Source organism: Microlunatus soli (assembly GCF_900105385.1).
GTDB classification, from domain to species: domain Bacteria; phylum Actinomycetota; class Actinomycetes; order Propionibacteriales; family Propionibacteriaceae; genus Microlunatus; species Microlunatus soli.
The window spans coordinates 6,118,139-6,144,791 of the sequence record NZ_LT629772.1 but is presented as its reverse complement, the minus strand read 5'-3'; the positions used below and the strand labels follow the sequence as shown (position 1 = coordinate 6,144,791).

General features: G+C 67.3%; 28 protein-coding genes and 2 pseudogenes. 11 read left to right on the top strand and 19 right to left on the bottom strand.

Annotation, left to right across the window (positions count from 1 at the left end; all coding sequences use genetic code 11):
• Positions 1-16: 16 nt before the first annotated feature.
• Positions 17-1,504 carry an anthranilate synthase component I gene (locus tag BLU38_RS28130; RefSeq protein WP_091533304.1) on the bottom strand — a complete coding sequence of 496 codons (1,488 nt, stop codon included), beginning with the start codon at positions 1,502-1,504 and terminating at the stop codon, positions 17-19.
• Between the two features lie 32 nt (positions 1,505-1,536).
• Entirely contained in the window at positions 1,537-1,959 is a 423-nt protein-coding gene (gene hisI / locus BLU38_RS28125) for a phosphoribosyl-AMP cyclohydrolase (protein ID WP_091530098.1), read from the bottom strand.
• Between the two features lie 131 nt (positions 1,960-2,090).
• Here hisI and BLU38_RS28120 point away from each other — a divergent pair, with 131 nt between their 5' ends.
• On the top strand, positions 2,091-2,762 hold the full coding sequence (locus BLU38_RS28120) for a TIGR03085 family metal-binding protein (protein WP_197679904.1): 672 nt from the start codon (positions 2,091-2,093) through the stop codon (positions 2,760-2,762).
• A 13-nt stretch (positions 2,763-2,775) separates the two neighbouring features.
• Positions 2,776-3,906: a calcium/proton exchanger gene (gene cax, locus BLU38_RS28115; RefSeq protein WP_091530095.1), complete on the top strand. Its 1,131-nt coding sequence runs from the start codon at positions 2,776-2,778 to the stop codon at positions 3,904-3,906.
• Here the strand turns inward: cax and BLU38_RS28110 are convergent, their stop codons facing one another.
• The 6 genes from BLU38_RS28110 to gatC form a co-directional block, all read right to left on the bottom strand.
• Positions 3,907-4,305, bottom strand: coding sequence for a type II toxin-antitoxin system VapC family toxin (locus BLU38_RS28110; RefSeq protein ID WP_091530091.1), 399 nt, complete (start codon positions 4,303-4,305; stop codon positions 3,907-3,909). It abuts the gene before it with no gap.
• Positions 4,306-4,327: 22 nt separating this feature from the next.
• Entirely contained in the window at positions 4,328-4,636 is a 309-nt protein-coding gene (locus BLU38_RS28105; RefSeq protein WP_197679903.1) for a type II toxin-antitoxin system Phd/YefM family antitoxin, read from the bottom strand.
• A gap of 68 nt (positions 4,637-4,704) precedes the next feature.
• Positions 4,705-5,856: a CaiB/BaiF CoA transferase family protein gene (locus BLU38_RS28100; RefSeq protein ID WP_091530087.1), complete on the bottom strand. Its 1,152-nt coding sequence runs from the start codon at positions 5,854-5,856 to the stop codon at positions 4,705-4,707.
• Between the two features lie 16 nt (positions 5,857-5,872).
• A complete protein-coding gene (gene gatB, locus BLU38_RS28095; RefSeq protein WP_091533299.1) occupies positions 5,873-7,351 on the bottom strand; it encodes an Asp-tRNA(Asn)/Glu-tRNA(Gln) amidotransferase subunit GatB in 1,479 nt (492 codons plus the stop codon).
• Positions 7,352-7,374: 23 nt separating this feature from the next.
• Complete coding sequence (gatA, locus tag BLU38_RS28090; protein ID WP_091530084.1) at positions 7,375-8,880, bottom strand: Asp-tRNA(Asn)/Glu-tRNA(Gln) amidotransferase subunit GatA; 1,506 nt, start codon at positions 8,878-8,880, stop codon at positions 7,375-7,377.
• Positions 8,877-9,173: an Asp-tRNA(Asn)/Glu-tRNA(Gln) amidotransferase subunit GatC gene (gatC, locus tag BLU38_RS28085; RefSeq protein WP_456238070.1), complete on the bottom strand. Its 297-nt coding sequence runs from the start codon at positions 9,171-9,173 to the stop codon at positions 8,877-8,879. The genes gatA and gatC overlap by 4 nt, the downstream gene beginning before the upstream one ends.
• 116 nt (positions 9,174-9,289) lie before the next feature.
• Between gatC and BLU38_RS28080 the strand changes: the two genes are divergently transcribed.
• Positions 9,290-10,075: a hypothetical protein gene (locus tag BLU38_RS28080; RefSeq protein ID WP_091530081.1), complete on the top strand. Its 786-nt coding sequence runs from the start codon at positions 9,290-9,292 to the stop codon at positions 10,073-10,075.
• A 101-nt stretch (positions 10,076-10,176) separates the two neighbouring features.
• On the top strand, positions 10,177-10,575 hold the full coding sequence (locus BLU38_RS28075; RefSeq protein ID WP_091530077.1) for a hypothetical protein: 399 nt from the start codon (positions 10,177-10,179) through the stop codon (positions 10,573-10,575).
• A gap of 36 nt (positions 10,576-10,611) precedes the next feature.
• Here the strand turns inward: BLU38_RS28075 and BLU38_RS28070 are convergent, their stop codons facing one another.
• Entirely contained in the window at positions 10,612-11,817 is a 1,206-nt protein-coding gene (locus tag BLU38_RS28070; RefSeq protein WP_091530073.1) for a DUF1015 family protein, read from the bottom strand.
• Between the two features lie 107 nt (positions 11,818-11,924).
• Here BLU38_RS28070 and BLU38_RS28065 point away from each other — a divergent pair, with 107 nt between their 5' ends.
• Positions 11,925-12,545: an ACT domain-containing protein gene (locus BLU38_RS28065; RefSeq protein WP_231920444.1), complete on the top strand. Its 621-nt coding sequence runs from the start codon at positions 11,925-11,927 to the stop codon at positions 12,543-12,545.
• Between the two features lie 18 nt (positions 12,546-12,563).
• Here the strand turns inward: BLU38_RS28065 and BLU38_RS28060 are convergent, their stop codons facing one another.
• The gene (locus BLU38_RS28060) at positions 12,564-12,935 is read right to left on the bottom strand and encodes a hypothetical protein (protein ID WP_091530070.1); all 372 of its coding nucleotides are present in this window, start codon (positions 12,933-12,935) and stop codon (positions 12,564-12,566) included.
• Positions 12,936-13,209: 274 nt separating this feature from the next.
• Between BLU38_RS28060 and BLU38_RS28055 the strand changes: the two genes are divergently transcribed.
• The 3 genes from BLU38_RS28055 (at position 13,210) to BLU38_RS28045 (ending at position 15,280) form a co-directional block, all read left to right on the top strand.
• On the top strand, positions 13,210-14,238 hold the full coding sequence (locus tag BLU38_RS28055; RefSeq protein ID WP_091533293.1) for a carbon-nitrogen hydrolase family protein: 1,029 nt from the start codon (positions 13,210-13,212) through the stop codon (positions 14,236-14,238).
• A 290-nt stretch (positions 14,239-14,528) separates the two neighbouring features.
• Positions 14,529-15,002 (top strand): VOC family protein, encoded by a 474-nt coding sequence (locus BLU38_RS28050; protein ID WP_197679902.1) that lies wholly within the window; start codon positions 14,529-14,531, stop codon positions 15,000-15,002.
• The gene (locus BLU38_RS28045; protein WP_091530063.1) at positions 14,999-15,280 is read left to right on the top strand and encodes a winged helix-turn-helix transcriptional regulator; all 282 of its coding nucleotides are present in this window, start codon (positions 14,999-15,001) and stop codon (positions 15,278-15,280) included. The genes BLU38_RS28050 and BLU38_RS28045 overlap by 4 nt, the downstream gene beginning before the upstream one ends.
• A 653-nt stretch (positions 15,281-15,933) precedes the next feature.
• Here BLU38_RS28045 and BLU38_RS28040 read toward each other — a convergent pair.
• Complete coding sequence (locus BLU38_RS28040; RefSeq protein ID WP_157683774.1) at positions 15,934-16,758, bottom strand: phosphotransferase family protein; 825 nt, start codon at positions 16,756-16,758, stop codon at positions 15,934-15,936.
• Positions 16,759-17,006: 248 nt separating this feature from the next.
• Between BLU38_RS28040 and BLU38_RS28035 the strand changes: the two genes are divergently transcribed.
• On the top strand, positions 17,007-17,591 hold the full coding sequence (locus BLU38_RS28035) for a GNAT family N-acetyltransferase (protein WP_091530056.1): 585 nt from the start codon (positions 17,007-17,009) through the stop codon (positions 17,589-17,591).
• Positions 17,592-17,600: 9 nt separating this feature from the next.
• Here the strand turns inward: BLU38_RS28035 and BLU38_RS32460 are convergent, their stop codons facing one another.
• Positions 17,601-18,185: an alpha/beta fold hydrolase gene (locus BLU38_RS32460; RefSeq protein ID WP_407939722.1), complete on the bottom strand. Its 585-nt coding sequence runs from the start codon at positions 18,183-18,185 to the stop codon at positions 17,601-17,603.
• Between the two features lie 465 nt (positions 18,186-18,650).
• Here BLU38_RS32460 and BLU38_RS28025 point away from each other — a divergent pair, with 465 nt between their 5' ends.
• Positions 18,651-18,995 carry a DUF402 domain-containing protein gene (locus tag BLU38_RS28025; RefSeq protein WP_157683772.1) on the top strand — a complete coding sequence of 115 codons (345 nt, stop codon included), beginning with the start codon at positions 18,651-18,653 and terminating at the stop codon, positions 18,993-18,995.
• Positions 18,996-19,101: 106 nt separating this feature from the next.
• Here BLU38_RS28025 and BLU38_RS28020 read toward each other — a convergent pair whose 3' ends face one another.
• The 5 genes from BLU38_RS28020 to BLU38_RS28000 form a co-directional block, all read right to left on the bottom strand.
• On the bottom strand, positions 19,102-19,872 hold the full coding sequence (locus BLU38_RS28020) for an alpha/beta hydrolase family protein (protein WP_157683771.1): 771 nt from the start codon (positions 19,870-19,872) through the stop codon (positions 19,102-19,104).
• Positions 19,873-20,280: 408 nt separating this feature from the next.
• Complete coding sequence (locus BLU38_RS28015; protein WP_172836242.1) at positions 20,281-21,411, bottom strand: NAD(P)/FAD-dependent oxidoreductase; 1,131 nt, start codon at positions 21,409-21,411, stop codon at positions 20,281-20,283.
• Between the two features lie 141 nt (positions 21,412-21,552).
• The gene (locus BLU38_RS28010) at positions 21,553-21,855 is read right to left on the bottom strand and encodes a putative quinol monooxygenase (RefSeq protein ID WP_091530037.1); all 303 of its coding nucleotides are present in this window, start codon (positions 21,853-21,855) and stop codon (positions 21,553-21,555) included.
• Positions 21,852-22,421: a type 1 glutamine amidotransferase domain-containing protein gene (locus tag BLU38_RS28005; RefSeq protein ID WP_091530034.1), complete on the bottom strand. Its 570-nt coding sequence runs from the start codon at positions 22,419-22,421 to the stop codon at positions 21,852-21,854. The genes BLU38_RS28010 and BLU38_RS28005 overlap by 4 nt, the downstream gene beginning before the upstream one ends.
• A gap of 1 nt (position 22,422) precedes the next feature.
• A complete protein-coding gene (locus BLU38_RS28000; RefSeq protein ID WP_331715055.1) occupies positions 22,423-23,508 on the bottom strand; it encodes a glutathione-independent formaldehyde dehydrogenase in 1,086 nt (361 codons plus the stop codon).
• Between the two features lie 410 nt (positions 23,509-23,918).
• On the opposite strand from BLU38_RS28000, the gene BLU38_RS27995 reads away from it, so the two are divergent.
• Positions 23,919-25,568, top strand: a complete 1,650-nt coding sequence (locus BLU38_RS27995) for a PucR family transcriptional regulator (protein WP_157683770.1) — start codon at positions 23,919-23,921, stop codon at positions 25,566-25,568.
• 52 nt (positions 25,569-25,620) lie between these two features.
• On the opposite strand, the pseudogene BLU38_RS31920 reads toward BLU38_RS27995, so the two are convergent.
• Together BLU38_RS31920 and BLU38_RS32455 are read right to left on the bottom strand one after the other, a co-directional pair.
• Positions 25,621-26,313 (bottom strand): annotated as a pseudogene (locus tag BLU38_RS31920) (low temperature requirement protein A); the annotation flags it as partial.
• A 25-nt stretch (positions 26,314-26,338) separates the two neighbouring features.
• Positions 26,339-26,629: pseudogene (locus tag BLU38_RS32455) on the bottom strand (low temperature requirement protein A); the annotation flags it as partial.
• Positions 26,630-26,653: the final 24 nt, after the last annotated feature.

Here is a 26,653-nt window from a genome sequence, read left to right as displayed (position 1 = left end):
AGGTGTTCGCCGTCTGTCATAGGTGCTCGAACGTCTCGGCGACCGACACCGCCCGGATCACGGCCGCGGCCTTGTTCTGCGATTCCTGATCCTCCGAGGCCGGCACCGAATCGGCCACGATGCCGCCGCCGGCCTGGACGTAGGCGACGCCGTCGCGGAGCACCGCGGTCCGGATCGCGATCGCCGCGTCGGCATCGCCGGCGAAGTCGAGGTAGCCGACCACGCCGCCGTACAGTCCGCGCCTGGAGACCTCCAGCTTGTCGATGATCTGCATCGCCCGCACCTTCGGCGCACCGGACAGGGTGCCGGCCGGGAACGCGGCCAGGATCACGTCCAGAGCGCTCCGATCGTCGGCGATCTCACCGACCACGGTCGATTCCAGATGCATGATGTGGCTGTATCGCCGGACCTCGGCGAATTCGATCACCTCGACGCTGCCCGGCGTACAGACCCGGCCGAGGTCATTGCGACCGAGGTCGACCAGCATCAGGTGCTCGGCCCGTTCCTTCTCGTCGGTCCGCAACTCCGCCTCGAACGCCTGGTCCTCGCGGTCGTCGGCGCCGCGCGGTTTGGATCCGGCGATCGGGTGGGTCAGTGCGGTCCGGCCTTTCACCGTGACCAGTGCCTCCGGGCTGCAGCCGACGATGTCGAAGCCGTCCATCCGCAGCAGATACATGTACGGCGACGGGTTGGTCAGCCGCAGCACCCGGTAGACGTCCAGCGCGTCGGCCGACGTCTCCACCTCGAAGCGTTGGCTGACCACGATCTGGAACGCCTCGCCGGCCTTGATCTCCTCGATCGCGGCCCGGACGGAGTCCTGGTACTCCTGCTCGTTGCGCTGCCGCCGGACCGGCAGTCGGTGCTCTCGATCGGCAGCGACCGCGGTCGGCGGGGTCGGCTTGCCGACCGCCTCGACCATCGCCTGCACCCGGGCGACCGCGTCGGCGTAGGCCTCGTCGACGCGCTCGTCGGTGTTGTCGTAGTTGATCGCATTGGCGATCAACCACAGCTCACCGGTCTCATGATCGACGACGGCCAGATCACTGGCCAGCATGAAACCGAGCTCGGGGATCTGCAGGTCGTCGACGTTGCTGTCCGGCAGCACCTCGACCCGCCGGACCGCGTCGTAGGACAGATAGCCGACCATCCCGGAGGTGAAGGACGGCAACCCGTCGATCCGCGGCGTGTGCAGCAGCTTCAGGGTCTCCTGCAGAGCCCGGACCGGGTCACCGCCGTCCGGCAGGCCGACCGGTCGATGCCCGGTCCAGTGGGCCTGGCCGTCCCGTTCGCTCAGGGTGGCGACCGAACGGACACCGATGAAGGAGTAGCGCGCCCAGACCCCGTTGTGTTCGGCCGATTCCAACAGATAGCTGCCGGTCTGGTTGGCGGCCAGCTTGAGGTACAGCCCGACCGCAGTCTCGGCGTCGACCAGCAGTCGGCGGTAGACCGGCACCACGCGGCGATCCCGGGCCATCTCCCGGAAGCCGTCCAGGCTGGGCTGCATCCCCGAGCTGGTCGGTCGGTCTGAGGTGATCGTCACTGCGCGTCCTCATTCTGTTCGCTGTGCAGGCCGTCGACATCCAACACCCGGGAGTCGAAACAGGTCCGGGTGCCGGTGTGGCAGGCCGGTCCTTCCTGGTCGACCTTGACCAGCAGGGTGTCGCCGTCGCAGTCCAACCGGACCTCGCGGACCCACTGCCGGTTGCCGCTGGTCTCCCCCTTCACCCAGTATTCCTGCCGGCTGCGGGACCAGAAGGTGCTCCGGCCACTGGTCAGGGTGCGATGCAGCGCCTCGTCGTCCATCCAGCCGACCATCAACACCTCGCCGGTGTCGTGCTGTTGGACGACGGCCGTCACCAGTCCGTCGGCGTCCCGCTTCAGCAGATCGGCGATCTGCGGGTCGAGTCCGTTCACGGGCCCGACAGTATCGACTGCGCTCACCGCGCCATTCTCCCCCATCCCGGCAGCACACCTGCAGCCGTCCCTGACGAGCGAGCCGGGCCCGTGAGGGAAGTGCAACGCAGCGGGCGGGTGTGCCGTGCGGGCCGCAGTGGGCCGAGCGACTGAGTGGTTCGCTAGCATCTGCGATTATGACTTTTGCCAAGGATGAGCGCGCCGGGTTGTGCGAGTTGCTCTCCGAGGTCGGTCCCGACGCCCCGACGCTGTGCGGCGATTGGACCACCCATGATCTTGCCGCTCATCTGTGGATCCGGGAGACCGACCCGGTCGGTGCGCCGGGGATCCTGGCCAAGCCGCTCGCCGGCCTGACCGAACGGCGGATGGCCGAGGCGAAGTCCCGGTGGTCCTATGCCGAGCTGGTCGAACGGGTCGGCAACGGGCCAGCGCGTTTCTCCGTGTTCTCCTTTCCGGGCGTCGACGAACCCGCCAACACCACCGAGTTCTTCATCCACCACGAGGACGTCCGGCGGGCCGGTGATCATCCGGCCGGTCCGCGCGATCTCGGCGACGAGGTCGAGGACTGGATGTGGCGACGGCTCAAGCTGCTGGGCCGTGCCTTCTTCCGACGCGCACCGGTCGGCGTCGTCCTGGAACGCACCCCGCTGGCCGGGTCCGGTGACGGCGACTCCGACGGCGAGCCGGAGACGATCAGGGCGCAGAACGGCACCAGGATCGTCACCGTCGTCGGCAAACCGAGCGAACTGGTGATCTTCGCCAACGGCCGTACCGGGGTCGCCGACGTCAAACTGGTCGGCGAACAGGACGCCATCGACGCCCTGCTGACCACCGACCTGTCGGTCTGACGGCAGTCCGCGCGTGCGATCGGACAACCTGCCCCGAGCTGATCACGCCGTCCTGCAGCAGGTCGGCAGCCGGCGGCTGCGGCCGCGTCACCTTCCCTACCTGGGACTCGTGCTGGTCCCGATCGACTTCGGACTCCAGTTCACCGCTGCCAGCGATGTGCTGCTGTTCTGCGTCAGCGTCGCCGCGCTGGTGCCGTTGGCGTTCCTGATCGGCGAGGCGACCGACCACGCCAGCGAGCATCTCGGCCCCGGTATCGCCGGACTGCTGAACGCCAGCTTCGGCAACGCACCCGAGTTGATCATCGCCCTGTTCTCGGTCCACCGCGGCCTGTTCGACGTCGTCCGGGGCACGCTGACAGGCAGCATCGTCAGCAATCTGTTGCTGGTGATGGGGATGTCGGCGCTGTTCGGCCGGCACGGACGGATCCAGCGACGATCGTGTGCGGCGTGGCTCGGGCTGGTGCTGTTCGGGCTGGTGCTGCTGATCGGTCCTGCGCAGCTGTATTGGGGCTCCGCCGGGGCCGAGCCGGCGCCGATGTCGGCCTGGTCCGTCGTGGTCTGTGCGGTGTTGGTGGCGACCTACGCCGCGGTCACCGTCGTGTCGGTGCTCCGGCAGCGGCGGGCCCATCAGCAGCAGCGCACCGAGCGCGATGCTCGGCAGGATTCGGCTGCAGCCGAGGAATCGGGCGGCTGGTCGCTGCCGGTCTCGCTGACCGTTCTCGGACTGGTCACGCTGGGCACCGTTGTGGTGTCGGAGGTGTTGACCGAGTCCATCCAGGACTTCGCCTCATCGGTCGGGTGGAGCCAGTTCTTCGTCGCCGCGGTGCTGGTGGCGCTGGCGGGCAACGCCACCGAACACGGCGGCGCGGTGATCCTGGCCTTCCGCGGCAAACTCGCGCTGTCGGCGGAGATCGCTTTCAGCTCCAGCGCCCAGGTCGCCACCATGGTGATTCCGGTGATCGCGCTGCTGTCTCTGGCGTTCAACCCACTGCCGTTGGCCTTTCGCCCGGCCGAGATCGTCGCGATGGCGGTGGCCGTGCTGGTCCCCGGCGCGATGCTGCTGGCACGTCGGGTGAGCCGCTGGTGGGGTGTCGTGCTGTGTGCGACCTATTTGATCATCGCGGCCGCATTCTTCGTCGTCTGATCAGCCGGCCGACCCGGGGCTTCGGACGGTCAGCCCAGCCGCATTTGCGGCCTCAGCGAGCCGCAGGTCATAGGTCAAGCAGCCAGCCAGATCTGATGCCACCTCCAACGCGGTCGCCAGGTGAATCGCATCGAGCGACCTAAGACCGACCGGCCGAAGGGACGCGGCCTGCTGACGGATCTCGTCGTCGATGTCAAAGATCGCACAGTCGCCGAGCACCTGCGCCGCACGGGGCAACGCAGCCGGATCCGAACGAGCCAATGCACGACACAACTCGACCTCAGTTAGCGCCGAAGTGAACCAGTCGCCGGGCTGGGTCGCCAACCACCGCCTCAAGTCGGCAGACTCCGGCTCGACCCGACAGAGCTTCATCAAGGCGGACGTATCGAAATAGAGCACGGCTCAACCCGACGTCTTGAGGTCAGTAACGTTCGTCGTCGCGCATGTCGAGCACGGCTTTCGTACCTGAGCTCGCCTGGTCGATCGGCTCAGTCGACAGCCGATGGTCGATTGCGGCGAACAGGGCGCGATGGTCGCGGTTTCCCGCGGACAGGCGCCCGGCAGCTATCAACTGCTCCCGACGGCTCTGCGCCGCTCCGACGGGGACGATGCGCCCGATCACTCGGCCGCGCTCGGTGATCTCGATCGTTTCACCGGCCTTCACTCGACGAAGAGTTCCGGAGGTCTCATGTGAGAGCTCGCGGATCGAGACCGTCGGTGTATCGGACATACCGCAAATGTACTACTTAAATGTGGGACATTCACGACGCATGAGCAGGTCCCGGGCTTCTCGGGGTCCTACGGATCGACGTCGTACGCTCCGATGACACCGGCCGACCGCAGAGCGGCCCGTTCGTCGGCGTCGCACCCGAACTCGTCCAGGATGCTGTCGGTGTCACCACCCGGTGTGCTCACCCGACCAGGCTCGGTCGGAGTTGCGGAGAACCGCGGCACCGGCGCGGCTACGGTGACGTCGTCGACCTCGACGAAGCTCCGGCGGACGCGGTTGTGGGCGTGGTCGGGTGCCTCGGCCAGCGTCAGCACCGGGGTCACGCAACTGTCGGTGTCGGCGAAGATCGCAGCCCACTCGTCCCGCGACCTGGTCAGCAGGATCGCCGAGAGCCACTCGGCACACGCCTCCCACTGGTCGTGGTCGAACGGATCCGGCACGTCTGCGACATCGGCGCCGAGGGTGTGCACCAATTCGGCCCAGAATTTCGGTTCCAGCGCCCCGACGGCGACGTACTTGTCGTCGGCGGTCCGATAGCAGCGGTAGTTGGGTGCGCCGCCGTCGAGCAGGTTGCGTTCGCGTTCGTCGACCCAGTGCCCGGTACCGGCGAACTGCCGGGTCATGGTGGTCAGGTAGGCCGCGCCGTCGGTCATCGCGGCGTCGACGACCTGCCCCTCGCCGGTGGCCCGGGCGTGCAGCAGGGCCGCCAGGATGCCGGTGATGATCATCATCGCGCCGCCGCCGAAGTCGGCCAGATAGTTGACCGGTGGCATCGGGCGGCGATCATGCTCACCGATCCCGTGCAGCGCCCCGCTGAGCGCCAGATAGCTGATGTCGTGGCCGGCCCGCTGGGCGAGCGGCCCGTCCTGTCCCCAGCCGGTCATCCGGCCGTACACCAGCGCCGGGTTGCGTTCCAGCGCGAGGTCCGGGCCGATCCCGAGGCGTTCGGCGACACCCGGTCGGAAGCCCTCGATCAACACGTCTGAACGCTCGACCAGCCGGAGTGCGAGGTCGGCGCCGGCGGTGGTCCGAAGATCAATACCCATCGACCGTCGGCCGCGTTCCAGTGGACCGGGTGGATATTCCAGGCCGGCGTGCGCGTCGGCTGGCCGGTCGACCTTGATCACCGACGCACCGAGATCGGCCAACATCATGCCCGCGAACGGCACCGGCCCGAGTGCCGGCAACTCCAGCACCCGGACCCCGTCCAGCGGTCCCATGATCAACGTGGGCCGGTCAGCCCAGCTTCTCCAAGATCAACTCGCGGACCCGGCCCGCGTCAGCTTGGCCGCGCATCGCCTTCATCACCGCACCGATCAGGGCACCGGCGGCCTGCACCTTGCCGGACCTGATCTTGTCGGCGATGTCCGGGTTGGCCTCGATCGCGGTGTCGACAGCCTCGCTGAGCGCGCCGTCGTCGGACACCACGGCCAGTCCCCTGGCCTCGACGACCGCCTTCGGATCGCCCTCACCGGCCAGTACGCCTTCGATCACCTGCCGGGCCAGCTTGTCGTTGATCGTCTTCGCCTCGACCAGGCCCTGCAGCTCGGCGACCTGGACCGGCGTCATCGCGACGTCCTCCAGCTCCACCCCGGTGTCGTTGGCCTTGCGGGACAGCTCACCCATCCACCACTTACGGGCCGGCTGTGCCGCCGACCCGGCGACCACGGTCGCCTCGATCAGGTCCAGCGCTCCGGCACTGATCACGTCACGCATCTCCAGCTCAGAGAAGCCCCACTCGGCCGTCAGCCGCTTGCGGCGCAGGGCCGGCTGCTCCGGCAGCGTGCCCCGCAACTCCTCCACCCATTCCCGGCTCGGTGCCACCGGCACCAGGTCGGGCTCGGGGAAGTAGCGGTAGTCCTCGGCCTGCTCCTTGCTGCGGCCGGGGCTGGTGGTGCCGGACTCCTCGGCGAAGTGCCGGGTCTCCTGGTGCACCCGCTGCCCGGAGTCCAGCAGCGCGGCCTGCCGGGTGATCTCATAGGTCAGTGCCCGTTCGATGCTGCGCAGCGAGTTGACGTTCTTGGTCTCGGTCCGCAGCCCGTACTCCTCGCGGCCGATCGGTCGCAGGCTGACGTTGGCGTCGCAACGGACCGAGCCCTGCTCCATCCGGGCGTCGGAGACCTTCAGCGCCTTGACCAGATCACGGATCATCGCGACGTAGGCCCGGGCCACCTGGGGAGCCTTCGCGCCGGTGCCCTCGATCGGCTTGGTGACGATCTCGATCAACGGGGTGCCGGCCCGGTTGTAATCCATCAGCGAGTGCGAGGCGCCCTGCAGCCGACCGTCGGCGCCGCCGACGTGCAGGGATTTGCCGGCGTCCTCCTCCATGTGCGCGCGCTCGATCTCGATGGCGTACGTCTCGCCGTCCACCTCGACCTCGACGTGACCGTCGAAGGCAATCGGCTCGTCGTACTGGGAGGTCTGGAAGTTCTTCGGGACGTCGGGATAGAAGTAGTTCTTGCGGGCGAACCGGCACCACTCGGCGATGTTGCAGTTCAGCGCCAGGCCGATCCGGATCGCGGCCTCCACGGCCTTGCCGTTGACCACCGGCAGCGAGCCGGGCAGGCCGAGGCACACCGGGCAGGTGCGGATGTTGGGCTCGCCGCCGAACTCGACCGCACAGCCGCAGAACATCTTGGTCGCGGTGTTCAGCTCGACGTGCACCTCCAGGCCGAGCACCGGGTCGAATTTGGCCAGCGCGTCGTCGTACGGCATCACCGCGTCGAGTCCTGTCGTGCTCACTTCGACACCTCCAGCTCCGGAATGCGGGCAAGCAACGGGCCACCCCAGCTCTCGGTCAGTGCCCGCTCCAAGGCGGCGCCGACCCGATACAGCCGATCGTCGGCCAGCGGTGGCGCGACGACCTGCAGGCCGACCGGCAGACCGTCCTCGGGTGCCAGCCCGACCGGGAACGAGGCGCTGGCGTTGCCGGCCAGGTTGGACGGGATGGTGCACAGGTCGTTGAGGTACATCGCCAGCGGATCGTCGACCTTCTCACCGAGCCTGAACGCCGTCGTCGGCGTGGTCGGCGACACCAGTACGTCGACCTTCTGATAGGCCGCGTCGAAGTCGTTGATGATCAAGGTCCGGACCTTCTGGGCCTGGCCGTAATAGGCGTCGTAGTAGCCGCTGGACAGCGCGTAGGTGCCGATCATGATCCGGCGCTTGACCTCGGCACCGAAGCCCGCCTCACGGGTCAGCCCCATCACCTCTTCGGCGCCGGCGATGCCGTCGTCGCCGGCCCGCAGCCCGAACCGCATGCCGTCGAACTTGGCCAGATTGGACGAGGCCTCGCTGGGCAGGATCAGGTAATAGGCGGGCATCGCGTAGCGGAAGTTCGGGCAGGACACCTCGACGATCTCCGCCCCCAGCTTGGCCAGTTGATCAACGGCCTCACCGAAGCGCTGCTCGACGCCGGCGGCGTAGCCCTCACCGGCGAACTCCTTGACGACACCGATCTTCATGCCCCTGATATCGCCGGAACGGGCGGCCTCGACGACACCGGGGACCGGCTCGTTGATCGAGGTCGAGTCGTGCGGGTCGTAACCCGCGATCACCTCGTGCAGCAGGGCCGCATCCAGCACCGTCCGCGCACAGGGGCCGGGTTGATCAAGGCTGGAGGCCAGCGCCACCAGGCCGTAGCGGGAGGTGCCGCCGTAGGTCGGCTTGACACCAACCGTGCCGGTCACCGCGGCCGGCTGCCGGATCGAGCCGCCGGTGTCGGTACCGATCGCCAGCGGAGCTTCGAAGGCGGCCAGCGACGCCGACGATCCGCCGCCGGACCCGCCCGGGATCCGATCAAGGTCCCACGGGTTGTGGGTCGGCCCGTAGGCGGAGTTCTCCGTCGAGGACCCCATCGCGAACTCGTCCATGTTGGTCTTGCCCAAGATCACCAGGTCGGCGTCGATCAACCGCTGGGTCACTGTCGCGTTGTACGGCGGCACCCAGCCTTCGAGGATCTTCGAGCCGCAGGTGGTCGGCGCCCCGGAGTAGGTCAGGACGTCCTTCAGCGCCAGGGGAACCCCGGCCAGCGGACCGACCGGCTCACCGTTGCTGATCTTGGCGTCGACCGCGGCGGCAGTCTGCAGCGCCCGCTCGGTATCGACGTGCAGGAAGGCATGGACGGCCGGCTCGACGGCGGCCATCCGGTCCAGGTGGGCCTGGGTGACCTCGACCGAGGTCACCTCCTGAGCGGCGATCTTGGCGGCGAGTTCGGCGGCGGTGTTCTTGATCAACTCGGTCATGCCTCCTCCCCCAGGATCCGCGGGACCCGGAAACGTCCGTCCTGCGCCACCGGCGCACCGGACAGCGCTTCATCCTGGGTCAGGCAGGGACGCGGCTCGTCGGCGCGGAAGACATTGCTCAACGGCAGCGGGTGTGAGGTCGGCTGGACATCGGCACCGGCGACCTCGCTGACCTGGGCGACATGCTCCAGGATCTGGTCCAGCTGCGGTGCCAGATGTTCCAACTCCTCCGGCGACAGCTCGATCCGAGCCAATCGGCCGAGGGCTGCCACCTCCTCACGGCTCAATGCCACGATCTCTCCTGTAGGTCTCGCTGCTGCCCGACGACCGGGCGTAGACATCTTAGTGGTCCGGCTCCCCCGCGCCGTTCCGCCCGGGCAGCCGGTGGCCGCCGCCGTACAGTTGGCCCGTGACCGCCTGGAGCGCCGATGCCGTCCGCCGTGCTGCCGCCGACTGGGAGTGGCTGCCCGACGGCACCCGGACCGTCGGCAGCGATCTGAAGATCCTGGACTATCCGGACTGGACCGGCGTCGGTGTCCAGGCCAAGCAGGTCGACTCCGATCGTCAGGCGAAACAGATCATCGAGGACGCCTCGGACCAGGCCCGGGCCTGGGGTCGGGACAAGATCAACTGGTGGGTCGGCGACAGCACCCGGCCGGCCGATCTGGAGGCGGAGCTGGCGGCCCGCGGCGCCGTCCATGAGGAGACGGTGGCCATCCTGGCCCTCGATCTCGGCGACTGGTCCGCGGGGAGTCGCGCGGCTGCCGGGATCACCGCCGAGCAGGTCCGGACCCGGGAGCAGTATGTCGACCTCGACGCGGTCAACGTCTCGGTCTGGGATCAGCAGCCGATCACTCCCGACCGACTCGACCGGCAGCTGGGCGAGGACGCCGCTCGCGGCGAGTTCCGGGTGATCGGCCGGTTGGACGGCGCAGCGGTCTGTACCGCCGGCTGCACAGTTGTCGACGGCGTCGCCCGGCTCTGGGGCGCGGCAACGGTCGAGTCCGCACGTCGGCGCGGCGCCTATCGGGCGGTGCTCGACCTCCGGCTGCAGCTGGCCCGCGACGCCGGCGCGACCCTGGCGCTGGTCAAGGGGCGCACCGACACCTCGGCCCCGATCCTGCGCCGGGCCGGCTTCACCGACTACGGCGAGGAACGGATCCTCGTGCTACCCCTGGGCGCCGGACCGGACTGAGCCGAGACCCTCGAGCTGCATCGAAACCGACCGCTGAGTGGGTCGGCTGCTCCCTAGCCTCTCCGGATCAGTCCCGCACAGGAAGCAGAAGGTGGCAGAACATGATGAGACGCATCGCACTCCTCGCCGCGGCAGCATTCGCCGCGCTGGCCGTTTCGGCGGCACCGGCCGCCGCATCCGGCAGTGCCGGGGTCGCTGGTCCCAACGACGGCACCGTCGACTTCCGTTCCTACGGCGACCACTTCTACATCAACGACTGGAAGGCCGACGGACACGGCGTCAAGGGCGTCCTGGAATACCGGCAGTGCACGCCCGAGGGCCGGTGTTGGTGGCACACCGAGGTGGTCGCCTTCAACAACAAGGGCTATCACGCGCCGGCAAAGCATGTGAACCTGAACATCCCCGAGGACCGCAAGGTGCGCTACTGGGCCTGCATGAGCGACGGTGGTTCCGGCGGCACCCAATCGCGCTGCGGCAAGAAGCACTACGACTACGCCTGACCGACCTCGTACGCCGATGGCGGCCGGCGGATCGGGTCAGGACAGGTCGCGGATCACGAACCCGGTCTTCAACTTGGGCGTGAAGAAGGTCGACTTCGGCGGCATCAACAGACCCTCGCGGGCGGTCCGTTCGATCTCGGCAACGCCGACCGGCCGGATCAGCACCCCGGCGACGGCGTCGCCGGAACCCACCGCCGACAGCACTTCCTCGACCCCGTGCTGATAACTCACCTCCGCGGTCAGATCGGCAAGGGTCTCCTCCAGCCAGACACCGTCGAGGGCCCGGACATCGTCGAACGCTCCCGGCTTCGGCGTCATCGTCCAGGCACCCTCGGCGGTGATCAAGGTCAGGAATCCCTCGGCTTCCATCCGGGCCAGGGTGGCCGGGTCGGGTCGGGCGTCGGGATGATCGGCGTCCAGGGCCGCCAGGTCGAAGCGATCGCCGATGGCCGATCGCAGGGTGTCAGCGGCGATGCCCCGGTAGAGCCGGTGGATGGCTGCGACACTGAGCTGATCGGCGACCAGTTCGTTGACGAAGACCAGGGTGTCCTCTGCGGCGGTGTCGGTGCGTCCGGTCGCGGTCCGGACCTCGTCGCGATAGCTGCGGGCAACCCCGTACCGGTGGTGTCCGTCGGCGATCAGCACGTCGTCGGTGCCGATCAGCTCGGTGATCGCGGCGATCCGGTCCGGGTCGGTGATGCGTTCCAGCAGATGCTCGACCCGGAAGCCGTCGGCGTCGTCGGTGACCGCGGCGACCGGTTCGCCGGGCTCGGCGAGCAGGTCGGTCAGCCCGGCAGCCAACGACAGCCCCCAGACCGGTGACAGATTGGCGCCGGTCGCCCGGGTCAGGTCGAGCCGGTCGGTGGACGCCTTCGGCGTGGTCCGTTCGTGAGGCAGGACGCCGCCGGCGCCCTCGTCGACGACCTCCAGGCCGCCGAGCACGCCGGAAATGGTCCGCTCCGCCCCGGTCGGATCGGTGAACCGGAGCCGGTAGACGGTCAATGTCGGCGCCTCGTCAGCGACCAGCACACCCTCGTCGAGCCACTGCCGGTACAGCGCACCGGCACGCGCGTAGCGATCGTCCCCGGTCGGCACGTCGATCCGGGTGATGTTGTGCGGGTCCCGGTCGTGGTGGTACCGGACCTGCTCGGCCGACAAGACGTCGTACGGCGGTGCGACGACCGCGTCGAAGTTGGTATCGGTCGGATATCTGACGGCTCGGAACGGTGTGAAGCGTGGCACGATCGCGACACTAATGGATCACCCCGGCCCCGTCGCCGGTCTTGCTGCGCGAGACCCGCGAAACACCGCGGTAATGACAGTAGGACAGGATGGTCGCCGTGTTCTTGATGAGGGTGTCGCTTCCGGATGTGCCGGGCTCGCTGGGCGCGGTGGCGTCGGCGATGGGTGCGGTCGGCGCCGACATCCTCGCCGTCGAGATCGTTCAGAAACGCGACGGGCAGGCGATCGACGACTTCGTGGTCGACGTACCGCCGGGGAAGTTGCCCGATGCCCTGATCAGCGCCTGCCAGGGCCTGGACGGGGTGGACGTGGAATGGATCTCGCGCTATCCCGAGGGCGGCGGTCTGCAGTCGGACCTGGAGACCTTGGAGCGGATGACCAACGATCCCGAGCATGCCGCCGAGACCCTGGTGTCCTCCGCACCGGCGGTGTTCCGGTCCCAGTGGGCGGTGTTGGTCGCGCTGTCCGCCGACGGTGCCGGCACGGCGACCTACAGCACGCCGATGGCGCCGGACCTGTCGTCGGAGGACCTGCAGCGGTTGGCGCCGTTCGACAGCACCCACCGGCTGAGCCTGGACGGTGAATGGATCCCCGGCTATGACGATTCGGTCGTCGTGGTGGCGCCGCTGGGTGGCGATCGGGCGATCGTCATCGGCCGGCTCGGTGGTCCCAGCTATCTCGACTCCGAGGTTGCCCGGCTCGGTCATCTCGCCCGGCTCACCAGCTGACGCCGACCGGTCACGCAGTCAGCCCTGGTTGCGGCAGCCCATCCCGAAGCCGTAGCAGCCGGTCATCATGAAGTAGACGTACCAGCCGAGCAGGAAGCAGGCCAACATGATGACCGGCAGCGCGATGCTGACGTAGATCCGCATCCGCTTCTTCTGCTTGGTGGTCGGCACCTTCTCCGGGCCCCAGTCACCGACCTCGGGCTGCACCCGGGGCGGCGTGTGCCCGTTCAGGTTGAGGTTGGAGAACGCCTTGGTCCGGAACCGGCGCCACAGCGACGGCTTCTTCACCGGCTCACCGAACGGGCCCGCTGCCCACGCCTGCGCAGGCTGGTCCTGCTGGCCGGGCTGTTGCTGCTGGCCGAGCTGGGGCTGGCTTCCGGTCGTAGACACACCGCAACTGTAGTGGCCGACCGGAGCAGGCCGGACATCCGCCGGTGGCACGGCAGGAACATCCCGGCACGCCGAACCGGATCCGCGGTCCGGGATCGTGGCTGCACTAGATTCTGTGCTCCGGCGTCGCCCACGCCCAACCTTCGTGACCTGCCCCCAGCGCGGGTCAAACGCTGAAGGCAAAGGGATCTGAAGGTCTCGGGTGATCCTTTCCTGGTCCGTGCCTCGGATCGGCCGGTCGCTGGGGGACGCCGTCCGAGGTGAGGAAGGCCAGATGACAGCGCACAGGCGTTTCAAACAACGGGTACGAGCTCGCGCGGCCAAGACCGGCGAGTCCTACACGGCAGCGCTGCGGCACTTCCGCCGAGCATCAGGAGATGCCATGTTGGAAGATCAGAACACCCGTCCGACCCACCAGCCGCAGGCCGACGGAGCCGAACCGGTCAGGCTGCGCCTGGCGGTTGCGCAGACCGAGCAACGCGAGGACCCGACCGATCCCGAGCTGTTGCGTGCCAGCGGCGCCCAGCTGCGTGAGTTGATCACCCGGGCGCACACCGCCGGCGCACGACTGGTGCAGTGTCCCGAAGGAGCACTCAGCTTCCCGCACAAGCGGGTGATGTCGTCGATCCCCGACGAGGTCGGGCCCGCGGAATGGAGCCGGGTCGACTGGGCCGCCTACGCCGACGAACTCGCCGCCGTCGCGCGCCGAGCGGGCGAACTCGGCATCTGGGTCGCGTTGCCGGCCGCCCACCGGCTGTCCGACGGACATCGTCCACACAACAGCATGTACGTGATCGATGATCATGGACGGGTACACACCCGCTACGACGAGCGGTTCATGTCAGAAACCAAGATCAACTTCATGTACACCCCCGGGACCGGTCCGGTCACCTTCGAGGTCGACGGACTGCGCGTCGGCTGTGCCCTCGGCATCGAGGCGGTGCATCCGCAGAGCTTCACCGACTACGAACAGCTCGGCGTCGACCTGGTGATGTTCTCCACGACCGGGCGAGAGACACCGTCACCGCTTCCGACGCCGTTCTACCGCAACCTCGACGTCTACTCCGGAGTGAACGGCATCTGGATCAGCATGGCATCGACGATGCCCGGCAACAGTGCCGTCTTCGGTCCCGATGTCCGCGAGCCGGTGCAGATCGCCGAGCAGTCCGGCACCGCGCTGCTCGTCACCGACGTCGAGGCCCGGACCGGCAGCACCCCGTGGCTGCACCGGCTGCGTACGGGCGTGTACGACGCCAAGCAACAGACCGAGGACACCAGAAGCCTGCAACGCACCAGCTTCTAACCCGCGCCCCGGGTGGCGGGCCCCACCCGGGACCACCGCCGCGGGGGCCGCCGTACCTCACGGCCGCCGCACCTCCGGACCGCCGCACTCGGGACCGCCGCACCTCACGGCCGCCGGACCTCGGGACCGCCGGACCTCGGGGACATTTCCCAGTACGTGTTGCGAAAATCCCCCGCGCCAGCAGGACGATTCAGTAACACGTGCTGCGACATGACCCGGGGGGGGTGTGGGCGTCCGAAAACCGTGTCACACAAGGGATGGATGACCGGTCACGCAGGGTCACGCGGCCGTTGACCTCCGAGGATCCGCGACGCTTTAGGGTTGACCACGACACTTGTATTTTGCAAGTACGCGGTCGTATGAGCCTCTTCATCACCTGCCCGGTCGAGAGTGTCGAGCGCGCGACCGCCTTCTACACTGCTCTCGGCTGGACCCTCAACCCTGAGATGTCTGATCACAACGTGTCGTGTTTCGCGATTGCGCCCGGGCAGTACGTCATGCTCGGCAGTCGTGAGATGTACGCGAACGTCGGCGGCGTGGAGGAACTGATCGGCGGACCGACCACCCCCTCGAAGGTCACGGTCTCGTTCGACCTCGGCAGCCGCCAAGCTGTCGACGAACTCATCGAGCGGGCCGGTGCCGCCGGCGGGCGGATCGGCGACACCGACGACTATCCCTTCATGTACCAACGCCAGTTCGACGACCCCGATGGCTACCACTACTCACCGTTCTGGCTGAAACCCGACGCCGACGCAACGGCGTGAGTGGCCTCGCCGCAGCCCTCGACATCGTTGGGCCCCGGTGGGCCCTCCTCATCGTCGAGCGGCTGCTCGACGGGCCGCAGCGCTACGGCGACCTGCAGCGCGACCTCGGAACGCCGACCAACATGCTCGCCACCCGCCTCCGCGAGCTCGAAGCGGCTGGCGTGCTGTCCCGTCTCCCCCTCCGGCACAACACCCGCGCCTACGCGCTGACCGATCGCGGACTCGCTCTGCGCGAAGCGATCCGTGCGCTCGAACGCTGGGGCGCCGAGCAGGACTAGAGTGCATACCCTCAGCGCTCAAGCCAGACCCTGACGGCACGCGACCCCTCGCAGGGCTCAGCCTCGATGCACGAGGCGAGTCAGGCAGGCCGCCAGAAAGGGCTCCTCGACCTACAGATCGCCGCCCGCAAGCGGTCCGTGGCGGGCAGACAGCCGATCGCAAAGCGGCAACTCTGCTGCGAGCATTCGCGTTCCACGGAGACTCACCCGGGATGTACTCAAGGGTTCCCGGTCTGCTGAATCCGTGCCGAGATACCCGGTTGCACCATCAAATCCGACTTGTTCCAGATCAGCGAGCAACGCATGGACCGCGTCGCTCCAGGACCGGTCGACCGATGTACCGTGTCGCCGACCCGAGCCAGATCATTGAGATTGCCACCCGACACCTCATCCCGTCATCACTCCCCCAAGCCATGGAACCTGGCTACACGATCACAGCTCTCGGCGCCGCTACCTGACCCGATTGTCGACCCGAGACCGGGTACTCACATCGGCAGTGACCGGCCTGGCGACTGGACGTGGTCGGGCACCGCCGGCGGAATCGGCGCATACAGATCGCGGAGCAACGAGTTCTCTGCACAGTGGCACAGGACTTCGCGATTCACCTGCAGAACCAACGTCGCGGCCGGCCGTCCCATGTCCACTGCCATCGTTCACCGGGCGCTGGCATGCACAGTCGCTGCGGCGGCCTCGACCAGGACGTTGAATCTCGTCCGAACCTCCGCTCCGGTCAGGTGGGCGGGGCCGAGGAAGTTGGCGCTGCCCGTCCAACTATCGATGTCGGGCTCCAGCCGGCTCGCCGCAAGCAACTGCCACCAGGCCAGATCATCAACGGGCGATGCCGAGCGCGATCGATACCCCTGTAGCAGTTCCTCGCCAGCCGCCGACCCGAACGACAACACCGTGCTGACATAGGCGAACCCGAGGTCAATCCCGGCGTTCCCCATGGCTGCCTCGGTCCAATCAACAACCCCGGTGATCGCGTCACCGTCGACCAGGACGTTGCTGACACTGAAGTCGTTGTGGACCAGCACACGAGGCCGCGACTCAAGCCCGTCCGGGAACGTCTGCATCACCAGCTCCAGCAGCGGGCCCGGTGCTCCGTATCGAGGTGGTCGCCCCGCCCGAAGAGCCCGCACAGTGGCAATGGTCTCGTCGGTGAGCCCGGAGACCGTGCCGACAGCATGGATGCCCGCCAGCGCCCAGCCAAGCTCGCGGGCGATATCAAGATCATCTCCCCGATACCGACGGCCAGAACACAAGCTCATCAAGACAGCAGGGGCTGCATGATCGCTACCGGGGGTTGTGCCCAGGCCGATCGGTGCCGGGACATCCACATCAGCCAACGCTGCCAGAGCCAACACCTCACCGCTGGCTGCGCGACGAGCTCGCTGAGCCGACCACTTGGGACTCGGATACTGTCGCAGCACCGCCCGTTGCCCGGATGCCGTCATCACGACGCTCAGCACAGTGGACATGCCACCTTCAAGCGCCACCTCATCGACGACCGGCGACCGAAGCACCTCTTCGGCCCATGACCGAAGTGACGAAGACATCACCCGCGCACCGTGCCATACAGACGTGACCTGGCGCAGCCGGATTGAACGTGCCTCCATCGCCCGGCAGGTCCAAGCCGCTCGTCGACGGGCTGGCCGATGACGTAAAGCAGGTGCTACATGGCGATCGGTACGATCCGTGACGGACCATCGCCGGGAGTGGGAGACCGATGTACCAGATCCTTCACACTGACCGTCTACTCCTGCGACGGTTCGAGCCCTCTGACGTCGAGAACTTGGTCGCCCTCTACACCGACCGCAAGGTGATGCGATACCTCGACAACGAAGACTGGGACCGCGCCCGGATCGAAACCGAACTCCTCCCCAGCTTCCTGACCGAATACCAGCGCTACGCCCTCTATGGGTACTTCGCCGCCGAAACCGCCGACGGATCCTTCGTTGGCCGGATCGCACTCCATCCGGTGATCATGGACCCTCAACCGAACGGCCTCTGGCGCCACGCTGAGACCGATGAGACCGAAGCAGTTTCCATTGGCTACCGGCTCTGCAGCTCACACTGGGGCCACGGATACGCCACCGAAGCCGCGGCCGCCGTGGTGCGACTGGCCTTTGATCAGTACGGCGTCAGCCAAGCCGTCGCGACCACGATGGCGGTGAACCTCGCCTCTCGCCGAGTCCTCGAACGCGTCGGATTCCGCCACACCCGAACCGTTCACCTGGACTGGGACGATCCCCTGCCCGGGAGCGAACAAGGCGAAGTCGTCTATGAACGAGAGCGATCTCCGGGATCGTAGGACGATCGTCTATCGGTCTGCGGGTGGCACGTTGCTTGTCATCCAGGTCGTGATCGCTGAGGTCGTACGTGCGCCACCGTCCGCACCATCGGCGAACCCGGACGTCGTGTGGTCCAGTCCGTCGAACTCGAGGTAGTCACAACCGCAGCCGCGCAGCGTTGGCTCAAGTCGGCGCAGCTTCCTGATCCGTGGATCACCGGTCCCGAGGTAGATCAACGTCGGCTGTTTCATCTGTCGCAGCTCGTGATGCCAGTCGTATCGTCGGAAGGCACGCCAAAACTCCAGGTTGCTGACGGGCAGCCGCGGCTCCCGTTCCAGCCGCCTCATGTCGGCATCGGACGGGTGCCCGAGCAGGTCTGCCCCGCCAGCGATCAAGGCAACCGCGCGTTCGGTGGCCCGGGCGACCATGGCCGCCATGAACGCTGTCTGGGAGAAGCCCCACACGATGAAGTTCTCAACGTGTACGGCATCGAGCACGGCAAGGACCTGGCGGTCGATCGATCCGAAGTCGTAGCGGGCCGGGCGATCGCTCGCCCCGAAACCGACCGGTTGGATCTGAAACGTTCGGAATCTGCGCGCAAGCAGCTGCGCCACCGGGAAGTCGAGCGGATGCTTGTTGTTCTTGATCAGGACGACTGCCGGACCGTCGCCGGCGACGCGGTACGCGACACGGGCACCGTCAACCTCGATCAATTGGATTGACACAAGGCCAGACCGTACGGCGTGACGCGGACACACCCCCGATTGCCGCCGATCGTCGTTCCACCGGCAGGCCCCACCAGCCGCCGACCGCGAGCGGATCTCTTACCGGTCCGCACCGGGACCGGGTCGAGCGCCCGACGGCTGAGGGGACTGGAACGCGGCTAGTCTCGCCACATGCCTGAACCGGAGCCAGAAATCGGCACCGTTGTGAGTCTTCAACTGCGCAAGTGGGACGGAACGCCGCACCGGCAGTTGACGACGACCTATCTCGGGTCCGACGATTACGGACGTTGGGTTGGCCACACGTCTCTCCTCGCAACCGACGAGCCGAACGTGGCGACCGGGAGACGTCACGTCATGCTGATCCCTCACGCCGGGCTCTTTCTCGCACACTTCAACGAACCGCCATCCCGTAACTCGATCTATGCCGACATCACCACCACCCCCGAGTTCGGCCAGGGTGACGACGGCTGGGTCGTCGCGACCGTCGACATGGACCTCGATGTCGTCCGAACCATCGACGGTCGAACCTGGATCGAAGATCAAGACGAATTCGCCGAGCACACCTCCTCGCTCGGTTATCCTGCCGATCTGGTCACGAGTTCCAGAGCTGCCGCCACCCGGTTGCTGGCCGCTGTCCGCGAGGAAGCCGAACCCTTCGCGTCGACCTGGCCTCGTTGGATCAAGCAACTGATCGTGTGACACAAGTGCCCGGATGCGATCGCTCACCGGGCAGCGACGTGACGCAACGAACGTGCCCTGTGCCCGGCTGCAAGGTCTCCAGATCGGGCTGGTTACCGGCAGCTCGTCAATCGGCCAGGAGTGCCCGGAAGAACGGCAGGACATCGGCCAGAACTTCCGACCGCACAGCCGCGCCGTCCGGGATATCGCCAAACTCGAAGTGCCCTACGTGTTGCCCCATCGATCGACCATCAGCTCCTGGGATCAGCCGTGTGTACCGCTGACCATTGACTTCTGGTGCCTCGACCTCGTCAGCGCCTCCCCACCGCACCAGCACCGGCCGGTCGATCGCAGACAGGCTCGCATCACTGAGGATTGGGCAGATTGCCTGGGCCAACAAGACTCCCGCAACGAAGCGCCGATCCCGGTAATCACCTACCGCCCGGGCATCCACCGCCGCGCGGCCGTACCTGGCGACCAGCTCAGCGTTCTCGGTCACGATGTCGGGACGGTCCGGCGGAATCGGCAGGACCGGCTCACCGTCGTACAAACGGCGGAGCTTCGCAGCATCAACTCTGGCCCCCAGAACAGCAGCAGCGGTATAGCCGCCCAGCGAGTAGCCGGCGACTGCAGCTGATCCCACCTTCTCGGTCATCTGGACGTGGTCGACAACGACCGTGAGATCGGCCGGACGCTCCCACCAGAAGGCAGCCCCCTCCGGCAGGAGTTCTTCATCGGAACTGTTGCCGTGGTGATCCACCGCCGCGACCAGGAATCCCTCGTCGCAAAGGGCTTCGGCGAGCCAGCCGAGATTGGCTGCCGCACCACCGGAACCGTGGGACAACACGACAAGCGACCGCCACCTGTCCTGCTTAGGTCGCCACAGCAGGGTCCGCACCGGCGGCGGACCAGGACGCCGCCATGCCCGCCGTGTCTCGTCGAACAGGTTCAGCCCTCAGTGACCGTCATGCAGACAAGCTATGAAAATGTCGGCCACCGGCACCAACACAAACCCGCCCGCAAGGATCGGCTTCCGGGATGCCCAACGCGTGAGTGTTTGGCCGTGAGCGGGGCCGTTGGAGTCGCCGGAGCCCTCGTCGCATCCCGGGCACGGCGAGAGGTACAGGCGCCGGCACTCCCCCGAGGCCGCTTCCCTTGTGCACGCTCATGCCGATGAGCGGGCGGGGTGTGCACTGGGTGAACAGGGAAGGTCTTGTTGATCCATACCTCAACCTACGCTTGCCCTTGCCAGTCGGCTGCCGCGCACAGAAGGACCCGTGGATGCTACGTCGAATGGATCGGGAGCCTATTGCTGTGGCTCACCCAGGCGCGCCCCCTGCTCGAGCTCGGCGGCGAGACCTTCACCTGTCGCGGCTCGGGCGAGAGCGCGCCCCAGCGCAGGTGCCTGCTTGAACAGATTGTGACCGGCCACGAACAGGACAGAGCCTGCCTCCCACACGGCCACGCCGTCCTCGCTCCATGGGAGGTCGGTCACCCAGCAATGAAGGAAGTCGCGCGGCTCTGGGTGGAGACCGGGCAGCGCGCGTGTCACGTATTCGCGCGCGCGTTCGTCCAGCGATCGAATCGCCGCAGGGTCGATGAACGTTCCGTCGTCGCGGACGCCGACGGTTTCGCTGAGTCCGACCGAATAACTGCTGTTGCCCGGTAGCGGCGTCGCGTACACGCCGACTTCGCCGAAGACGCCGCTGCTGTCCTGCAGGCACGCGACTCGTGCCGGGGCGGCGGCTTTCACGTCGAAGGTCAGCCGGACGTGTGCGGCAAGGCGAACCGGCAGCGACAGGCCGACGCTGCGGGCCAGGCGGGCGGTTTCGCGGCCGGCGCACACGACCACCTTGGAGTAGACAGCCCGGTCGGTGACGCTGCGCACCTCGACCGTCCCATCGGCGCGGGGATCGATGGAGATGACCTCTGCGGTGGTGACGGCATCTGCGAGGGCACCCGCGAGTGCCGTGATCGCGGTGCGGGTGCGGATCGCGCCGCCCGACTCGTCGAGCACCGCTGACCCCGAGTACCCAGCGAGCAGCGGCATCCGTTGGGCGAGCTCGGCTGCGTCGATCTCGTACGCTTTCACGCCGCCGACCTGGTCGAGCACCCGCAGCCGCGCCAGGGCGCTGTCTCCGATCGCCACGACACCGTCTGATGAGACCAGCTCGACGTCGAAGTGTTCGGCCCACTCATCCCATACGCCGCGGCTTTCGCGCGCGAAAGCGACGAGTCGCGGGTCGTCGTGGGCATGCCGGAAGATCCGCGACTCGCCTGCGGACTGACCAGTTCCGGGCAGACCGGCCTCGTACAAGCGCACCGGCACGCCCTGCTCTCGCAGCGCGTACGCCGTCGACAGACCGACGATCCCGCCCCCGATCACTGCTACCTCGGGTGAACGCGTCGGGGCAACGTCGTCGTCAGTTCCTGTCATCGCGGTTCCTCGATCTGTTAGGGATGTGCGATGGGCCGCAAGAGAAGGGGCCGCTGCCACGACGTCAACGGGCTGTGTCAGCCCGAAGTCACCGCGTGCAGCGACCCCTCATGTCGGGGTCAGTACTCCCGGTCTGTGGTGTCAGGCGGGGAGTTTGGAGCCCAGTACGTCGAGCTTCTCGATCGTCGGTTCGGAGAACAACGTGCCGGTCTGCTCGCCGAGAGCTACCGCAACAGGGCCGGACAGGTGGGCGTCACGTCCGGCGTCATCGGGGAACACGTCGAAGATCCCGAAGGAGGAGGGCCCGAGGCGGATCGCGAACCACGCGGTGGTCGCCTGCTCGTCCTCGACAAGCGCACGGCCGCTGTCAAGGAACTCCTTCACGTCGTCCTCCTTGCCGGGCAACGCGTCAAACCTGACCAGCAATCCCTTGGTCACACTCATGACTTCTCCTCTTCCTTTGTCGTGGTGCCCGCGAGTTGGGACACTATCGCCTCGGAGAACGCCGGCAGGTCCTCGGGCGAGCGGCTGGTGATGAGATTCTTGTCGACCACGACCTCCTGGTCGACGACGTCGGCGCCGGCGTTGCGCAGGTCGGTGCGAATGCTCGGGAAGGACGTCAGGGTGCGACCGGTGGCCACGCCGGCCTCGATCAACGTCCACGGCCCGTGACAGATCGCCGCCACTGGCTTGCCGCTCTCGACGAAGTCGCGGACGAAGGAAACGGCGCCCTCGTCGACCCGGAGCTTGTCGGGGTTCACCGTGCCGCCCGGAAGCACCAAGGCGTCGTAGTCGGCCACCGAGGCGTCGGCGACCAGCCCGTCGACGGTGAACGTGCCCGCTTCATCCAGGTCGTTCTTACGGGCCTTGATCTCGCCGTCGTGGATCGAGAGGACCTCGGTCCGAGCGCCGGCCCTGTCCAGAGCCTCGCGGGGTTGCTCGAGTTCGACGCGCTCGACCCCGTCCGCGGCGAGGATCGCGACTCTCTTGCCCTGCAGATCTGCTGCCATGTCAGTTTGTCTTCTTTCCGTCGGACATGCCCGGCTTGATGACGACCTTGGTCCAGCCCTCGGACCTGGAGTCGAAGTTCCTGTAGGCGTCGGCGGCCTGGTCCAGCGAGATCTCGTGGGAGACGATCCAGGACGGCTTCGCCTTGTCAGCCGCGATCAGGTCACGCAGCCGGCGGTTGTACTTCTTGACCGGGCACTGACCGTTGCCCATGGTCTGTCCCTTGAACCAGTGGGTGCCGAAGTCGATGGCCGCCTTGCCCTGCTTGGCCAATTCGCCCTTGGCCCCCGGGTCCTGGGGGACGAACACGCCGACGGTGCCGATCCCGCCGGTGAAACGCACCGAGTTGATGAGCATGTTCAAGGTGGCAGCCGGGTCTTCGTTCCCCTGCGGGTCGTGGGCCTGGTAGCCCACGCACTCGCAGCCACGGTCGGCTCCGAGCCCCATGGTCTCGTCCAGCACAGCCTGCACGGGGTCGGTCTTGGAGTCGTCGATGGCGATCGCTCCGATCTGCTCGGCCAGCGCGAGCCGGTCGGGGTGGCGATCGACCACCATGACCTTCGCGGCGCCCTTGATCGTCGCGGACAGCGCAGCCATCAGACCCACCGGACCGGCTCCAGCGATCACGACGCTGTCGCCCGGGATCACGCCGGCCATCTCGGTGGCGTGGTAACCGGTGGGGAAGATGTCGGAGAGCATGACGTAGTCGTTCTCCTTGTCCTGCGCGTCTTCACCCAGGCGCAGTGCGTTGTGGTCGCCGAAGGGCACCCGGAGCAGTTCTGCCTGCCCGCCGCCGTACGGGCCCATTTCGGCGAAGCCGTAGGCCGCACCGGCGGCCGATGGGTCAGGTTGCGTCGTCAGGCAGTAGTTCGTGAGCCCGCGCTCGCAGTTCTTGCAGAACCCGCACGAGATGTTGAACGGCAGCACGACCCGGTCGCCCACCTTGATCTTCTCTACTCCCTTGCCGATCTCCACCACCTCTCCCATGTTCTCGTGGCCGAACGTCCGGCCCTTCTCGAAGGAGGTCCGCCCCTCGTACATGTGCAGGTCCGAGCCGCAAATGTTCGTCGTTGTGATCTTGACCAGCACATCGGTGGGCCGTTCGATCTCGGCGTCCGGAACGTCCGTGACCGCGACATCCTTGGGTCCCTGATAGACGACAGCCTTCATGGCGAATCTCCAATCGTTGCGTCGGTGACTCCGAGCAGTCCACGCTCGTCGCCGACCACCAAGAAGTCATGAGCGCACCAGGCCAAAGTCCCGGGGCATGATTTGGTTCGAGTGCACAACTCCCCGCGGGTGGGTGCGCTGGGCAAGGGGTACGGTGAGCGCGACGCTGCCCCCGAGAGTTGATGAGGACCGATGAGCTATCACGGACTCGGACTGGATCCCGGGATACATCCGTGCTGCATGTACCGAGGCGTCGCCGCTCAGTGCGACGATCTGTGGGGTCCCTACGGCACAGGGGGACCCCGGGCGAGCCGGCCAGGGATCAAGAGATGACCGTCTGCGAGCCCGCCACAACCGGAACCGTGGTGCCAACCGGCGAGCTGGATCTGCGGCGTGCCCTCACCCGCCTCGATGGGCTGCTGGTGATGTCCATGGCGATGATGCAACGTCACGACGTGGACGAGGTCATCAACGTCCTGAAGCGTGAGGTCGAGTCGGTGACCGGCTGCCAGTTGGTTCACGTCACCTTCCAGCGGGACCGGGAGTGGATCACCCTGCCCCCCGGGGAGCCAACGAAGCCGGCGGAACCGAGCCCCTCAACCGGTGAACGGGTATTCGTGCAGGGCAACGGGGACTCCTGGACGTCGACGACGGCTGTGGCGGTCTTGAACGGCGCCCCGGGCCGACTGGTCCTTCGCAGCTTCGCCCGGCCCGACCCCGAACAACTGTTCGTCATCGAACGGTTGGGCGATCTCCTCGGGACGGCGCTCGCGGACGCGCAGGTGCACGAGCGCCACCGCCGACGCGCCCACGAACTCGATGCAGCCAATAACGAGATGGCGCGCACCGTCGCGGCGCTGCAGCACCGTGAGGGGGTGCTTGAGGAGTTCGCCCGACTATCCACGACCGGGACTGAGCTCGACGTGGCCACCTCACTCAGCCGGCTCACTGGCTCCGCTGTCGTGCTGCGGGACAGATTCGGGCACGAGACGACCCGGATCACGGTCGCCGGTCGGTACCAACCGCTCCTCGAGCGAACCTCGCTCGAGGAGGTCATCGGCGGACGCCCCGAACTCGGCACGATCGAACTCGAGGTGCCACCGGACAAAGACCGAGACGACGCATCATTCGCTCTGCGGTACGCGGGCGTCGCACTGGGGCTGCTGAGGGCTAAGGCCGCGGCGATGAATGAACTGGAGAACCGACTGAGTCGAGACCTCCTCGACGACCTTCTTGAAGGGCTCCCGGCCGACGTTGCCGTGGACCGGGCATCCGCTCAGGGCCACGACCTTGGCGTTCCGCACGACCTGATTGTGTGCGCATGGTCCTCCGAGCGGGGTCACCGCGGGCACGACCGCGACGTCGATCACCTCCGGATGGCCATGGCTCGTCAGCGACTGCCCTGCTTGGTCGTCCGGAACCGGGGACTGGTCGTCGCCCTCGCCCATCGAGGTGTCGACATGGGCCGCTTGTTCAACGACTTGTCGCGCGCCTACGGCGACACCAACGGTGTGATCGCCAAGGGGGAGCCGGCCAACTCGCCGGAACAGATCCCACGTGCGTATGAGCAAGCCCAACGAGCACTCAGGGCTCGTCAGCAGTCCCACGATCCGTATGGCTTCATCGCCTACGCCGACTTGGGAGTAGACCGGCTGCTCGCCCTCGACGGCAACGCTGAGGAAGTCGAGCGCCTCATCAGGGACTGGCTCGGCGACCTATTGAGCTACGACCGTCGCCACGGCACCGAGCTCGTCCCCACGCTAGCGGCCTACCTTGACCACGGGGGCAAGTACGCCGACACGTCAACGACGCTCACCATCCACCGCAACACACTGCGCTACCGAATCAGCCGCATCACCGAGATCTCGGGCCACGACCTCAACGACGTCGAGGCACAACTCAACCTCCACCTGGCGACACGCGCGTGGCGACTGCGCCGTGCCTCCGTCGGCGAGCCCCTGCGAAACGCCGTGCGGTGAGGTAGTCCCAAGCCGTAGTTGCGAGAGCCTGCGCGGCGATGGCACTGGACGATCAGGAGTCGTCGACCGGGCCGATCGCCGGGTGGTGCCAGAGTTCCCAGCTGGTGTGCAGCAAGCAGACGAGGGTTAGCCCGGCGAGCGCCGCCGAAGCAGGCGCCACCACCGCGACCGGGATCAGCGAAGCAGCCCCCACTGCGGCCACCAGGCGACCGGTGGCGAGCTGGTGGTGGTCGCGCCATCGGTAGGCGACGTCGCCGACGTAGAACATCGCGACGCCACCGGCCAGGGCGACGGCCGGCAACAAGGGGAGTGGTTCCCCCGGTGCCGCGACTGCTTCGTGCACCCCGAGAGCGAAGAACACCAACCCGGCCACGAGCGGCAGATGAAGGTAGCTGTAGGAGTCGCGCGCGAGCCTTGACCGCTCCCGATCAGTGGTGCCGCGCAGCCGTCGTTCGGCACCGCCGCGCAGATATCCGAAGTAGGACCACCACAGACCGGCCGCGATCAGCACGGCGAGGAGGACGGCCGTCACAACACTCGGGCGCGGAAGAGCGGCTTCGGCGCCAGCGCCTACCCCGACGATCGCCTCACCCAGCGCGATGATGATGATCAGCCCGTGCCGCTCCACGAAGTAGGCAGGTGTCACGCTCCAACCGGTGGTCCCGACCAGGACCGGCCCCGACAGATCCATCACCGCGGCCACGATCCACAGCAACTCTCGTTCTGGCGCGTCGAAGAACGCCGCCGGCCACCAGCACTGCCGGGCCGGCGAGCAGGGTGGGGACTAGTCGCAGCGCGGCCGAACCCACGTCCGCCTCGCCCCGCACGTCAAGAGCCAGCAGCACGACGTGGATCAGTCGGACCGCCAGGAATGCAAGCGCAAAGACCAGCGCCCGCGCGCCGAACGCCTGCGGCAGCGCGACCGCGGCCATCAGCATGGCCGCCATCGCGAGAAAGAGCAGCAGGCGAGGCCCGGGTCCGTCGTGGTCGGAAGTGTTCGTCAGCCAGGCGTAGCAGGCCCACGCCCACCACACAGCAGCGAGCGCCAGAATCCCGCGGCCGCCCCCCGCCCCCCCAGGAGATGT